Source organism: Xenorhabdus sp. PB30.3 (genome assembly GCF_963895965.1).
GTDB lineage: Bacteria > Pseudomonadota > Gammaproteobacteria > Enterobacterales > Enterobacteriaceae > Xenorhabdus > Xenorhabdus stockiae.
This window is the reverse complement of sequence record NZ_CAWQMW010000005.1, coordinates 1-13587: the sequence shown is the minus strand read 5'-3', so window position 1 is coordinate 13587 and position 13587 is coordinate 1. Positions and strand designations below refer to the sequence as shown.

The 13587-nt window shown below is 37.4% G+C and carries 13 protein-coding genes and 1 pseudogene; 6 read left to right on the top strand and 8 right to left on the bottom strand.

The genetic code is table 11. The annotated features are described in order from the left end of the window. Positions 1–177 precede the first annotated feature (177 nt). The gene (locus AACX38_RS01095) at positions 178–1245 is read left to right on the top strand and encodes a PfkB family carbohydrate kinase (RefSeq protein ID WP_228865552.1); all 1068 of its coding nucleotides are present in this window, start codon (positions 178–180) and stop codon (positions 1243–1245) included. A gap of 9 nt (positions 1246–1254) precedes the next feature. On the opposite strand, the gene AACX38_RS01090 is transcribed toward AACX38_RS01095, so the two are convergent. Both AACX38_RS01090 and AACX38_RS01085 read right to left on the bottom strand, forming a co-directional pair. Next, the gene (locus AACX38_RS01090) at positions 1255–1704 is read right to left on the bottom strand and encodes a GNAT family N-acetyltransferase (protein WP_228865551.1); all 450 of its coding nucleotides are present in this window, start codon (positions 1702–1704) and stop codon (positions 1255–1257) included. A gap of 1187 nt (positions 1705–2891) precedes the next feature. Then, positions 2892–3539 (bottom strand): HAD family hydrolase, encoded by a 648-nt coding sequence (locus AACX38_RS01085; protein ID WP_228865550.1) that lies wholly within the window; start codon positions 3537–3539, stop codon positions 2892–2894. 438 nt (positions 3540–3977) lie between these two features. On the opposite strand from AACX38_RS01085, the gene AACX38_RS01080 reads away from it, so the two are divergent. Then, positions 3978–4988, top strand: a complete 1011-nt coding sequence (locus AACX38_RS01080) for a linear amide C-N hydrolase (protein ID WP_228865548.1) — start codon at positions 3978–3980, stop codon at positions 4986–4988. Between the two features lie 645 nt (positions 4989–5633). Here AACX38_RS01080 and AACX38_RS01075 read toward each other — a convergent pair. From AACX38_RS01075 to AACX38_RS01065, 3 genes are all read right to left on the bottom strand, one after another. Next, positions 5634–5861: a hypothetical protein gene (locus AACX38_RS01075; RefSeq protein WP_339385642.1), complete on the bottom strand. Its 228-nt coding sequence runs from the start codon at positions 5859–5861 to the stop codon at positions 5634–5636. A gap of 469 nt (positions 5862–6330) precedes the next feature. After that, positions 6331–7026: an aspartate/glutamate racemase family protein gene (locus tag AACX38_RS01070; protein ID WP_228865545.1), complete on the bottom strand. Its 696-nt coding sequence runs from the start codon at positions 7024–7026 to the stop codon at positions 6331–6333. Positions 7027–7689: 663 nt separating this feature from the next. Beyond that, complete coding sequence (locus tag AACX38_RS01065) at positions 7690–8025, bottom strand: NIPSNAP family protein (RefSeq protein ID WP_228865544.1); 336 nt, start codon at positions 8023–8025, stop codon at positions 7690–7692. Positions 8026–8363: 338 nt separating this feature from the next. On the opposite strand from AACX38_RS01065, the gene AACX38_RS01060 reads away from it, so the two are divergent. The 3 genes from AACX38_RS01060 to AACX38_RS20680 all read left to right on the top strand — a co-directional run bounded on the left by AACX38_RS01060 (position 8364) and on the right by AACX38_RS20680 (position 10855). Further along, positions 8364–8687: an IS630 transposase-related protein gene (locus AACX38_RS01060; RefSeq protein WP_228865541.1), complete on the top strand. Its 324-nt coding sequence runs from the start codon at positions 8364–8366 to the stop codon at positions 8685–8687. 31 nt (positions 8688–8718) lie between these two features. Then, entirely contained in the window at positions 8719–9195 is a 477-nt protein-coding gene (locus tag AACX38_RS01055; protein WP_228865553.1) for an IS630 family transposase, read from the top strand. Between the two features lie 1492 nt (positions 9196–10687). Further along, positions 10688–10855 carry a phage tail fiber protein gene (locus AACX38_RS20680; RefSeq protein ID WP_445327107.1) on the top strand — a complete coding sequence of 56 codons (168 nt, stop codon included), beginning with the start codon at positions 10688–10690 and terminating at the stop codon, positions 10853–10855. Positions 10856–10910: 55 nt separating this feature from the next. Here the strand turns inward: AACX38_RS20680 and AACX38_RS01050 are convergent, their stop codons facing one another. The 3 genes from AACX38_RS01050 to AACX38_RS01040 form a co-directional block, all read right to left on the bottom strand. Next, on the bottom strand, positions 10911–11354 hold the full coding sequence (locus tag AACX38_RS01050) for a hypothetical protein (RefSeq protein ID WP_228865540.1): 444 nt from the start codon (positions 11352–11354) through the stop codon (positions 10911–10913). A gap of 101 nt (positions 11355–11455) precedes the next feature. Then, positions 11456–12040: a tail fiber protein gene (locus tag AACX38_RS01045; RefSeq protein ID WP_228865538.1), complete on the bottom strand. Its 585-nt coding sequence runs from the start codon at positions 12038–12040 to the stop codon at positions 11456–11458. 547 nt (positions 12041–12587) lie between these two features. Then, entirely contained in the window at positions 12588–12800 is a 213-nt protein-coding gene (locus AACX38_RS01040) for a hypothetical protein (RefSeq protein WP_099123330.1), read from the bottom strand. A 314-nt stretch (positions 12801–13114) separates the two neighbouring features. On the opposite strand from AACX38_RS01040, the pseudogene AACX38_RS01035 reads away from it, so the two are divergent. Then, positions 13115–13468 (top strand): annotated as a pseudogene (locus tag AACX38_RS01035) (Thoeris anti-defense Tad2 family protein); the annotation flags it as partial. Positions 13469–13587: the final 119 nt, after the last annotated feature.

Genomic DNA, 13587 nt, shown 5'->3' with positions numbered 1-13587 from the left:
AACACCAAAGCTTTATCAGAATAATATTTTCGATATAGATCACATTATTGATCATAAAAAACCTTTATTAAACTTACGATCACTTTCTCAAAAATAGAATAAATCATAAGATCAGACTTTACTGTTTGATAGATATACAATAGAAATATAGTCACAAAAAATAGCCAAGGCCACAATATGTCAAACAGGGAAAATCAGATACTGCAAATATTAAAGAGGGATCCTTTTATACAACAGCAAGAAATTGCAGATATTCTTGGTATTAGTCGTTCCTGTGTTGCAGGGCATATTATGAACCTAAGTAAAAAAGGCTATATAAAAGGTAAAGGTTATATTCTTGCCAGTGATGTTTATGCTGTTACTATTGGAGCAACCAATATAGATATAACCAGTTATGCATTTGATAAACTGGTATATAATGATTCCAACCCAGGGAAAATCATTTCCACCCCCGGTGGGGTAGGAAGAAATATTGCACAAAATATTGCCGCATTAAAAAATGAAAGCTATTTAATTTCTGTTGTTGGTAATGACCAACACGGTAAAATATTATCAGAAAAAACAAAATCATCCGGTGTCAATACTAAATACCTACATAAGCTGGATGATGAAAAAACATCAGTCTGCAATTCATTTATTGATGAAAATGGAAAATGTATTATTTCGATAAATGATATGAGCATTCTTGACAAACTTAACCCATCATTACTCTCTCAATCCAAGAAATTGATTCAAAGTGCCAGTGTACTGGTTATTGATTGTAACTTATCTCATGAATCATTAGAGTGGATATTTCTTAATTCCAATAATGTCCCAATTTTTGTTGATACAGTTTCTACATTCAAAGCATCTAATATCCGCCACTGGCTACCTTATATTCATACACTGAAGCCTAATCGTTCTGAAACTGAGGTGTTAAGTGGTATCAAAATTGAAACTCTGGAAGATGCAGCCCTCGCTGCTTCTTGGTTTCACCAGCAAGGTGTTCAACGGATAATTTTGAGTATGGATGCAGAAGGCGTCTATTACAGTGAACTAGATAATAAATCCGGTTACTCACGTGCATTAACAAATAACGTTGTTAATGCCAATGGTGCTGGTGACGTTATGATGGCAGGGCTTGCTCATTGCTGGCTGGCAGGAATGGCTCTGGAAGACAGCGTTCACTTTTCTCAGCAATGCTCTGCTTTTACTCTATCATCAGAAAATATTGATATATTCCCCAATAAATTCAATTTTCGGTAAAAACTGGTACTAATTCTTTAAATAAATATCCGGGCGAAATATTTGCCAAACAAAATTTTCACGATTAACAGGTGAATAACCCAATTTTTCATATAACCAATGTGCAGATGAAGTTACCAACATAACTCGTCGAAGTTTCTGAATAACAGGATGAGATTGGCAACATTCCATTAGCCAGCTCCCCAGGTGCTGTTTTTGATATTCTTCCAATACGTAAACATCACATAAATACCCAAAAGTTGAAAAGTCTGTCACAAATCTAGCAAACCCTATTTGATTTTCCTCATCATACAATCCGAACGTCAGACTATTTTCAATTGAGCACTGAACAGTTTCAATATCGATTCCTTTCGCCCAATGGGATCGGGTAAGAAACTGATGGATTGCTGTAACATCTAGCAAAGATTTATCTGTTGATACTTGATAATTTTCTTTTTCCCAATATAGAAGTTGTTCCATATTTTTCTCTATTATTTTTTATTGAGTATTTTCTTTACAATATCAAATTGAATTATGACTGCAATAGAATTTTATTACTATCCTTAATCACTAACCTAGCTATTTCATTAGTAGTATAAACTATGCAAAAATTCCTAATACAATTTATCGTATAAGTTTAGTAAAAATCATATCAAGAAAAAGGTATTTGCACTTTTAATATCCATTTTGTGACGACCGATAACTGGATAGATTATACTCAGAAAATTGAGCCAAAAAATATTTGGCAGGAAAAATTTTTATCCAGCGTCACAACCCGTAAATCATTACGGCAATACAGGACACCTCGCCGGCTGTCATATCACTTCATCTGCCTACAGCGGATATTGCTGATAACACCTCGTCTTCCTAAGGAGCATGAGTCATTCGTATTCCTTTAACCACTTAGTAAATAGGTAAAAAATATTGATTTTAGTTTCAAAGGTTAACTAATTATTAAGGATTATTAATTTATTATTCGATGGAGATAAGGTTATTAGGCTTATCCATTTCTTGATAATCACGTTATGGGTGGATAGTAAAATGAAAAAATATCTTCTTCTTTCCCTAGTCGCAGGGACGACACTTTTTACTTCAGTACAGACCTATGCTTGGTTTTGTAGATCTGAGATGTTAGACCCAGCAGCATATGAGCGCTGTGTAGCTCAATGCGACGCGTTGAATCCAGGAGAAGCGGGACATTCGCATTGTTTATAATAAAATCAAGGACGGTATTTCCGCCGTCCTTTCACTCTCACTACGTCCTAACAAACTCCTGTTGTTAACTCACCAAAAACCTTACTGAGGTCAAATTTTCATCTCAATCGGATTACGACTATAGCAAGGCTTATAATTTGGAAGATGGTGTATTATTCAGTGAGATGTATATTTGAAATTTGGTGCTGACATGGCTTAATTTGCAGGGATCGAGGTATTTCTTATATCAACTAAAATAACATCTAACATACTGACTGATTTAAACATAGCATGTTGTGCTTATTGACTCTGTTCTAACAACCTGAATTTTTTCCGATATTGGAGTTTTCTACACCATTAGCTGACCGCTCACATGATTAGAACTTATTACAAATTTATCAATTAAAGCGCATATAACCTGTAAACTCAAAATAAATTAAGGTGTAAAAAATATTGAAATATCAGCCACTTTGTCATCTAGCGGCTGGCTTTTTACGTGCTTGAATTATATCTAAGACTTCGGACATACTACGAATCTGGATCGCATTGAATTTGGATTCCATGGCCGAATTAATATTATAGTAAGCGCTCTTCATATTAGCATTAAACGCTGCCTCTATACCTACGTAACTGTCTTCTACAACAAGACAATCTTCTGGGTTAGTACTCATACTTTGAGCTGCATGCAAGAAAATATCTGGCTCAGGTTTCCAAGAATTTATGTCATAGGAACTGAAAATGTTTTCTTTAAAGTAATTTAGTAGACCTGTGACTTTCAATGAGAGCAATATTTTTTCCATTGGAGCTGATGAAGCTACACAGAAGGAAATATCGAGAGATTCTAGTAACTCTTCAACCCCTTCATTAGGCTTTAAATTCGTCGCAAGCATACTATTCATCCTGCAACGGTATTTAGATTCAAAATCTTCTGGAAAAATAGTGCAGTAATGCTGTTCAAGAGACTCAATTATTTTCGCTAGTTTCATTCCACGATAGCTTTTTAGGAGAGAGGTTGGATCACTTTCTAAACCTAGTAATCTTAACTCTTCGTGCAGCGCCAAATTACACAAATGTTCACTGTCGACTAAAGTACCATCACAGTCAAAAATTATTAGCTTCATTTTACTTAATGCCCCATAAGTTGTTTTTCATCCACATAGTACAAGACGCCTGTCTGGAAAACTGATTTTAATATGCGAGGCTAACATATTAATTTTTTGCCTCAAAATCGAAATTCCGCTTCTCTGACAGAGATAAATAAGATCAAGGGTTACCCAACGCCTCTCAATGGATAAAATTAATAATATTAATTTATTAAATTAAAATGGGAAGATTATCCCTGTTAAAAGCTAAGATTCATCAGTCAACCACAAGCAAATAAATTTTGTTAATGTCCCGCCAGCCATTCTATGTCATTCTTCTTAAATTCATAAAAATACAATGACAGAATTACCTATCTCTAATCAAAATTTGGCATAACGCATAAGCCTTATAAAGAAAAATAATCTCTATAAAGTGACGAAATCTATCTATTTTCATTTTTTATCTTAGGAGACGATATGTGTACTCGTATAGTTTATTTAGGTAAAGATGAGCAAACCATAACAACAAGAACAATGGATTGGAAACACGAAATCAAAACAAATTTATGGATATTTCCACGAGGTATGAGCAGGGATGGTATTGCTGGCCCTAATTCTATTAAATGGAAATCTAAATATGGTAGTGTGATTGCATCTGGCTTCGATATTTCAACCACAGATGGTATTAACGAAAAAGGTCTTGTGGCTAACTTATTATGGTTAGCTGAATCTAAATATCCACAACCAAATGATAAGCGGCCTGCAGTATCAATTTCATTGTGGGCGCAGTATATGCTAGATAATTACGCGACAGTAGCTGAAGCCGTTGAATCACTGGAAAAGACGCCTTTCGTAGTGATGACGGATAAAATGGAGGGCGAAGACCGTTTAGCGACGTTGCATTTATCATTATCAGATGCAAGTGGTGATAGTGCAATTATTGAATATATCGACGGTAAACAAGTGATCCATCATGGTCGTGAATATCAGGTAATGACAAATTCACCAACGTATGAAGTACAATTGGAAATGCAGAAATATTGGGCAACAATTCCGGGCACAGCGGCTCTTCCTGGCACCAATCGTTCTCCGGACAGATTTGCTCGCGCTCAATTCTACATTAATGCCATCCCACAACAAACGACACCCAATAAAGCCGTTGCTAGTGTGTTCAGTGTTATTCGTAACGTTTCGGTTCCTTACGGGTTAGGAGAAACGCCAGAGAATCCCCCTGAAATTTCATCAACACGTTGGCGGACATTGGTTGATCATAAACGTCAACTCTATTTCTTTGAGTCTGCATTAACACCGAATATTTTCTGGACAGATCTAAAGAAAATCGACTTCTCAGTCAAAACCGGTAAAGTGAAGAAACTGGAATTAGGTGAAGGGCAAAGCAAGATTTTCTCAGGTGACGCCACTAAAGATTATGTTGATAGCAAACCTTTTGAGTTTAAAGGGTTATCTGATAAGCAACTCGGCGATTAGATTTATGGATACCAACCTTCTGTGAATACAGAAGGTTAATTCCGATCAAATCTTATATTCTCCTCAACGGCTATCTGTAATAACTTGCAATCGAAAATGATTAGGCTCACATCTATCTGGTAATTCCGGTTAGTTCAAACTTACTCTTTATTACTTCGATACTTTTTACGTAATCTGAACCCAAGAGTGCCAAAATAAATGGCTAGTAAACTTTCAACTGAGTTATATAGCCAGTCCACTTCTATTTCAGATGTCATCCACTTTAAAATTGATACTGCGAATAAAAATATTCCGACAAAGATGAGTACTAGAGATGTTTTTTCGGTCATGCCCCCAATGGGGCAGGTCTAGTACTATGTCACTCTTTCGTTTAAAAACAGAGGCAGTGTGAATGAACTCAGAGGCAACCCTCTTTAAGAGGATTGGTTAAAATTGGCTCAGTGTGTTTAATGTACCTACCTGCTACTGTGGCCCTCACTTTGGTCTATCAATCAGTGAAATATTTTCGCTAAAAGAGAAAACTGATTTTCCCGGTTTGAAATCGGAGAAAACATTTCAACTTTGAATAAATAATCTTGTGCTTGCCAAAATATATCAATACTCAGCATCAGTTGCTCTCTGAATAAATTAGAGTTATGAAATCAACTAACGCCGATTTTTATTGTTTATCCTGACTTTCAGGAACCGCCAGATTTCTGGCGAATAAGGAATTACTGCAAGAATAAAAAAGAGCAGAGCTAATTTAAATTCGAGGGCAACAAACAAGCCAATGAGAGCGAATAATCCAAACATTGCTGACGCCATCCACCTGATATCATTTAAAATATCCTTTATCATCCAAATAAGCACCCGCTTAATCCATTGCAGAAACATCAATATTATCCTTGCTTGTTGTAGTGACTTGATGATGTTCGATTCATCCAAACACAAGTACATTTTATCACTCAGAGTTGTGCGTTGATGGTCTTTTTATTTGGAGTGGTTATTGATCTGCTCTTTGATGAACCTAAATAATTGCTGGAATTCTTCTTCTGACGCTAACGCTCTTCCTGGGAGAACAATAAATTCATTGTCGTTTGTTTGTATAAACATAAGTTATTCATTGATGTAAGCTTTTTTAAGGTCATTTAATCCTATTGCTAACTAGCCAGTTAATATTACCGAGGTCAGGCCCTTGTCTCAATTGAATAGCCTGTAACAGAATCAATACGCCTTAAAATAGTGCAGGGCATGATAAAGTTTATCTGTTAGTCGAGTGCGTAATTCAGTGAGGTGTATATTTGAAGCTTAGTGCTGGTTGTTAAAAGGCCGTAATCGTGGCCTTTAAAGATATCGATAATACTTAGTTTTCCAATGCCATCTTAACTGCTTTCTCAGCATGTATAGCTGCCGTATCATACAATGGAATATTTGTATCAAGTTGGCTCACAAGTAAGCCAATTTCAGTGCATCCTAAAATAATGGCTTCAGCACCTTTGGAATAGAGATCTTGGATGATATTCAAATAACTCTGCCGTGAATTTGGTCGAATTTCACCAACACATAACTCATCATAAATTACACGATGAACTAAATCCCTCTGCTCGTCGTCTGGCACAATGACTTCAATATCAAATTTATTAGTTAATCTTGCTTTATAGAAATCTTCTTCCATTGTGAATCGCGTTCCTAATAAACCTACTTTCTTGATGCTATCACCAATCAATACTTCTGCGGTTGCATCTGCGATATGAAGTATGGGAATAGAAATGGATTTTTCTATATCATCAGCAATCTTATGCATTGTATTGGTGCATATCACTAAAAAATCAGCTCCACCAGCTTCAACAGATTTTGCCGCAGCACTCAATAACGTAGCTGCTTCATTCCAGCGAGAAGAACGTTGTAATTTTTCAATTTCATCGAAATCCACACTAAACAAACATATCTTGGCAGAATGGAGGCCTTTTAATTCCTCCTTGATTCTCCGATTAATTGCCTGGTAATAGCTAACCGTCGATTCCCAGCTCATTCCCCCTAGCATACCGATTGTTTTCATTCATTATCCTCAATGTTTTTAAATTATCTTGCCACAATTTGTAATTAATCTTAATAAAAGAGAGATTAGATAATGACATTAGCATTGAGGATTTTTAATACAAATAAAATTTATTATATAGATTTTAATTCAGTTATTAGTGGGTACCAGAAAACAAAAAAACCATATCCCCTACTTGGATACATTTCAATAGATAACAGTAGACGATAATAGAGTATGATTTTTAACTATTCTTTGATTTTAATGGGATTAGTAGACTTTGATTGACTGAGGGAGATGTTTATGTGGAGGTGAAGGGCATAGAACAAATAGTTTAATTTATTAATATATAACGATTAATTATAACTAAACTTACATAACACCCCCAATTATACCCCCAAATTATTTTGTTACTTTATGTAGTATTCTGATGCTTTTACAGTCAAAAAAAGTCAATAAACCGAGCACCCTGAGCTAATAACTAACGACGAATATCGTCGGCAGTGAGAGGTCAGTACGTTAAATGTACCAACCTTGTGAAGAGGTTGCGCCGAATTTCGTCGGAAGCTTTGCAAAGGCAGTTAACTGATAGTTCAGTCTATCTATGTGGAGAGGCTACCCAATAATTTTGGGTTGGCTGAACTCTGCTTTTTAAGATGGTAAAGAATCAGCTTTATTCTGGTGCTACTCTGTTCGCAAGGCGTTAATAGCTGATGTCGGCATTTCGATAACCGTTTTAACACTCTTATCAATTCTCTCAATAATTCCTGTTCTGGGGCCGTTTATCCATGCATCACTTTTATAAAATCTGGCCTGTACAGCCGACAGTTCGTCCATATTTTCAAATGCCCGGATAAGATAATAACAATCTGGATCATGCTGAGAGTTACCGAAACTCACCACATCAATTCCCTGTGAGCGATGTAACGGAACGCTGACGTTTACCATAATTTCATGAAACTGACTGCCGGTTCCTTTCTTTAATTCGTACTGGAGTATTTCGATGATCTTGTTGTCCATGTATTCGCCTTACGTATTGTTATTCTGAATGATGTGAGCATAACGAATAATACCGAAAATATGGCAGCAGTATAGCTATTAAGCGATAGAGGAATCAGCTAACTGATATCCCTGCCAGTCAGAAGCCTTTCCCGTAACCATAGCGACTATCGAGGATACATTCTTCTTCTGTCTTCGTGCCATGTTCCACCGCCTATAGATGAACTGGTTTTTCAATCATGAAAAAAATCAATAAGTTAAATCACTTCGAACGTAATACGTACGGAGTCACTGAGTTATAGCAGAATCATATTAATATGACATAATAGCTGGATTCATATGACAAAGGATAAAGTGAGATGGGCTACAGTCTGGATTTTCGAAAGAGAGTATTGGCATATAAAGACAAGCATTCGTTGACCTTCGAACAAACGTGTACCCATTTTGAGGTTTCTATGCGGACCTTATTTCGGTGGAGTCATAAAATAGAACCCTGTGTGACACGGAATAAGCCGCCCACAAAAATCAGTGATGAAGCGCTTCTCACTGATGTCAAAAATTACCCCGACGACTATCAATGGGAAAGGGCAAAACGCTTGGGTGTCGCGCAGTCTGCTATCCATTACGCCTTGAAACGGCTGAAAATAACAGTCAAAAAAAACGCTAAGACACCCCAACGCTGACGCTCAGGCTCGTCAGGCGTTTGTCGAACGCATCGGCCACTACGAACAGGCGATGAAACCGATTGTTTATCTGGATGAAAGCGGTTTTTCGCAGTCTATGCCCCGCACACACGGTTATTCGGCGAAAGGGTTACGCTGCTTCGGCACACACGATTGGCAGGCCAAAGATCGCATTAATGTCATTGGTGCGATCCTCAAAAAGACCTTCGTGACCTTAAGCTTATTTTCTGGAAACATTAATGCGGATGTCTTTCATGCCTGGATGACACAAGATTTGCTGCCTAAGCTCCCAAGCGGAGCCGTGATTGTGATGGATAATGCCCCCTTCCATAAACGGCATGACACAATAAAAGCGATAGCAGACCACGGTTGCCTGTTGGAATGGTTACCTCCTTACAGTCCGGATTTGAACCCCATCGAACCGAAATGGGCTGAAGTCAAAGCGATAAGAAGACGAGAAAGGTGTTCAATTGATGAACTGTTTATGACGCATGTAAAATATGTCTAATTATTTTGATTTAGCTATACATTAAGTAACCTTGTACTGGACGGCTTAAGATCAAGCCCACCTGAGTTGTGATTTCCACAATGGAGGTTTAGCAAATTTATTCGAAAATCACGCTCTAACGAAAAAAACGCCAAATAACTGTCCGTATCTGTACCACCACTCACGGAAGTAGTAACCAGTAGCAACTGTGGTGATCTTCACCATAGTTAGGTAACTCATTGATATTTCCGTTCATCCTCACTTTGAGGAAAAGCAGTAACCATAGTTGGCTAACTCTTTGATTTTTCCGAGGGGGTCAGTTTGACCACCCGAGCAACTGAAAATTATTTTTCACCTGCTAGGCTACCCTCTTAAAGAGGTGTGGTTGCTTTTTGTGCTCCACTAAATGATGACTGCAAATTAACCGCGTCGCTAAATGATACGCGCAAAGTTTGCGCACCTCTTAATGAGGTGTACAAATTCTGTGAGTCAGCCAGGCTGACGCTCAAATTGTGAGTAACTATCGGTTACGCTCAAGACCATTTGCGACTGATTAACTGTCAGTTACACCCAAAGTCCGATTATCGGATATTGGATTTTGCATCGACGAATTTCGTCGGCACAAACTGAACCTCTTAAAGAGGGGCAGTTCTTGTTCGAACAACGAGACAGGTAACCCAAAATAATTGGGTCAGTTACATACGGGGAAATTCCGCATGTACAAAAGCAAAAGGTATTGAGATTTCCTCTATACCCTACGCTTAGCTCTGCTAAAAGTTATGGTGATTTCCACCATACCTTAAATGGGATATCACCCTTTGGGATGGTCAAAATCTTGACCATCTGCGGCAACTATCACGATTTCCGTGATGGTTGGTTAACACCTTGATTTATTTAATCTCGGGTTCTCTGCCGGAGATAAGTAAAATCAATAGATTACAAACAGAATTACACGTAACTCATTGATTATAAATAAATACCGCACCATGCCCAGCACTAATAAAATCAATAGCTTACGATAAATGGGATTTCAAAGCCCTTTTAACCGATTGATATTCCTCAATTCCTGCTCAGAGCCGGAATTCTGGTTTTCTGACAGAATTGTATAAAATAAAAGGGTTATAGCATTAAGACTAAATGCATAGGGATTGACGGGAACAGCTTAATTTCAACCTCCCTTGTCTGGTGATTTACGTTATTATAAAAATCAATCGGCTAAAGCTAGAATTTCTTTTCTATGAATAGCACTAACTCATTTTTCTTTATATATAAATTAAGCAAACGATGTTGTCTCAGCTGTCTCTGTTGTCTCGATATGCTTATCGCATTGTTTTATAACGATTAATATTTAAATTTTGAGACAACTACCCCCAATTTATGTTGTCTCAATTACTGCCGTCATTCTTGCAAAGAATACGTATCAATTTGATAAATAAAGATTTAATATCAAATTTAGTGTTATCTCAATGTATTACTCTAACGCCGAGCGTCCGAACGCTTTCAGAACCAGCGGATAAAAGCCATTGTTAACGGAGAAAAGGTGTACTATCAGGACGGTGAACCGTGTGATATCCCCGAAGGTTGTCGCTTGGATGTCCGTGTCCAGATGCCGGCGAATTCGGTGTGGAATGTGAAGCAGAAGGCGGCAGAGGTTGCGACTGATAGTGATCAGGTGGAGTAAGGGTATGATTAACCCGCAGGAAGTTGCGGGTTAGGTGTTAATCACAATTCAATGACTAAGGTGAATATTCAATTTCTAAAACTTTCCATTCTTTAGTGGTTCTGTGCTGGCAAAAAGCGAAAAGTTTCCCATGACGCATATAAAGAGTGAGAGTTTCAAAATCATCTTGTTGATAACTCTCTTCAAATAATGGTTTTGTTTTCCCATCATATGTTAATTCTACCAGCTTAATGACGTTATCCTGAGAACTGGTACAGCAGAGAATTTTCTTACTATCATCATCCAGCACAGTAATAAAGTCATAATAATGTGACCAGCTACTATGTTCAGTTTGTTCGCCTAGTCTCCCATCTGGCAATACTTCTTGAATATAATGCCAATTATCTTGGGTTTTAGTTTGCCCGAACATATAGTGTTTGTCGTAAACTGTATAGGCCACGACACCAATGTAAAAATTATTTTCTGTGCCGTTCTGGATTTCATTAACCGAGATACTCATATTATACCTCTATTGTTTTTGTTAATTCAGAATTAAGCGGCTCTGACGATGTAATTGAAGGCTAGGTTGCGGGGGCGGGTGACTCTGTTTAGCATTCATCATCACCTCAGTTCCCTCCAACAAGCAATAGCACCTTCTTTTTTCGAAACATTTCCCCACCCGGCTTTCACAATATAATTGCTGCCCGGGGGAACAATAAAATTAAATGAGTGTATTCGATCACACCCTCCATATGGTGCCCAAAAATACCCTACACGCAAGTGATCAACCTCCCCGCCCATGCTAAATGCTTCCTGTGTGGGACTATTTTCAATATTAGTACTGCCGCTCTCAACATAAACAACTATCGGCTTATCAGTATCATTGGTATACCACACGCCATTAATTCTACTGGAAGTAACATCTGTCCATTTCTGACCAATACCTATAGCATGTTTATCTGTTTTGTCTGCCAAATCATATGCTGCCTTAACTGCTTTTGGTGTTGCAGCCATTGTCTCACTATCGCTAACATCATTACTCAGGACAACAAATCCTTTATCTTGCAGTGTGGCATCTGGGTGATTACGGCTCGCAGCATGTTCTGCAATGGCTTCTTTGATTGAATCTTTGACATATTCCGGTGTTGTAACGATTACGAGATTACTATCATCTGAGACAGGTACATCAGGCTTCTTATCTTGCATATTCATTCCCTCATCTAATCAACAATACACATTGCTAAATAACATGAAGGCGGTGGGAGACTTCTCCGCCGGTGAACATCAATAAATTGGTTCATCAATACAGAAAAGTACGGCTTGACTAATATTTGATAGGTAATGTTTGTTGGCAGGATGACATAAAATGACAGACGGGGAATTAATAAAAATTGTCTCACAACTGATGAAAATTAATACCTCAGAGGGTTTAAGAAGATTATTAAATCCTCAATAAAAAAGCTCTTATAACGGAATAAATTCAAATGGTTATAACGAATCGATCAACGAATATATTGTATTTAAATCAATATGTTAAGTGTGATTTTAGGCGTTTCGGTCAACATACTGATCGGGATTAGAGAACACCCCTTCATTCTATATAAATCAGTTGGTTAATCTGATTTTCAGCGAAAAAGAGATCACCCTTATGCAAGATGAATTCGAATGGTGCGATGAGTTCGATGGATTTTAATTACAATCTACAAACCATCGCTACAAGCTCAAATATCCGTTAATTCCGATTAGTCCAAACTTACTCATTATTACTTCGGTACTTTTTACGTAACCTGAACCCAAGAATGATAAGATAAATGGCTAGTAAACTTTCAACTGAGTTATATAGCCAGTCCACTTCAATTTCAGATGTCATCCACTTTAAAATTGATACTGCGAATAAAAATATTCCGCCAAAGATGAGTATTAGAGGTGTTTTTTCTCCGAGTGGTAATTTTTTTAATTGTGACATATTAAATCCTTATAATATTTACCGATGGTTATTTGATGCGAGTTTCACATATTTGGTTATTCCGAACAACTGAATCATAACTATTTGATATTAATAGATATGTAAATTCCCATAACGGAACAATTAATACTCTATGTTCAATAACGGGTATTCGGAACCAAACTTCAAATACACACCTCACTAAATCACCTTTCAAATTATAAGCCTTGCTATAGTCGTAATCCGATTGAGATTGAAATTTGACCTAAGTAAGGTTTCCGGTGAGTTAACAGAAGAACGAAATGACCTTTAACAAATAATAAAGTGAGGTGTTTATGTCTGATGTTAATAAGCTGGATGATAAACAATGTCCGTTTGATCTCAGTAAATACAAAAGTAATGATGTGGTGGCTCCTATAGGTTCTCTACCGTGGGCAATCATTCAGGTGTATATGGGGAAGATAGTGACTCGTAGTGAATGGGAAACGCCTGACGAGTACATAGCTCTGACGGTTAAAAACCCTGACAGTGCTTCTCATATTGATAAACACGATAAATATGGCTCATCAAATTGGCAACCCACGCCGGGAGATTTGATGGCTTGTGATTGGGAATTAGTGTCCAAAGTAACGCCGGTTGAATGCATGCTGTCTTTTGATCTTACATCAGGGAGAGGTACGCCTAAAAACGGGAACGAGCTAAATAGCTTTTCAAAATGGTAGGCGAATCAAAGAAACTCAGTCCTATTTTTGCGAACTTTTTAATCGCAAAACCAAAAAAACACAAAAAGGAAGGACTGAGTTATGGC

Bases quoted from the DNA above. Each gene is read 5' to 3' on its own strand.
- AACX38_RS01095 (WP_228865552.1), top strand. From the start codon at position 178: ATGTCAAACAGGGAAAATCAGATACTGCAAATATTAAAGAGGGATCCT.
- AACX38_RS01090 (WP_228865551.1), bottom strand. From the start codon at position 1,704: ATGGAACAACTTCTATATTGGGAAAAAGAAAATTATCAAGTATCAACA.
- AACX38_RS01085 (WP_228865550.1), bottom strand. From the start codon at position 3,539: ATGAAGCTAATAATTTTTGACTGTGATGGTACTTTAGTCGACAGTGAA.
- AACX38_RS01080 (WP_228865548.1), top strand. From the start codon at position 3,978: ATGTGTACTCGTATAGTTTATTTAGGTAAAGATGAGCAAACCATAACA.
- AACX38_RS01075 (WP_339385642.1), bottom strand. From the start codon at position 5,861: ATGTTTCTGCAATGGATTAAGCGGGTGCTTATTTGGATGATAAAGGAT.
- AACX38_RS01070 (WP_228865545.1), bottom strand. From the start codon at position 7,026: ATGAAAACAATCGGTATGCTAGGGGGAATGAGCTGGGAATCGACGGTT.
- AACX38_RS01065 (WP_228865544.1), bottom strand. From the start codon at position 8,025: ATGGACAACAAGATCATCGAAATACTCCAGTACGAATTAAAGAAAGGA.
- AACX38_RS01060 (WP_228865541.1), top strand. From the start codon at position 8,364: ATGGGCTACAGTCTGGATTTTCGAAAGAGAGTATTGGCATATAAAGAC.
- AACX38_RS01050 (WP_228865540.1), bottom strand. From the start codon at position 11,354: ATGAGTATCTCGGTTAATGAAATCCAGAACGGCACAGAAAATAATTTT.
- AACX38_RS01045 (WP_228865538.1), bottom strand. From the start codon at position 12,040: ATGCAAGATAAGAAGCCTGATGTACCTGTCTCAGATGATAGTAATCTC.
- AACX38_RS01040 (WP_099123330.1), bottom strand. From the start codon at position 12,800: ATGTCACAATTAAAAAAATTACCACTCGGAGAAAAAACACCTCTAATA.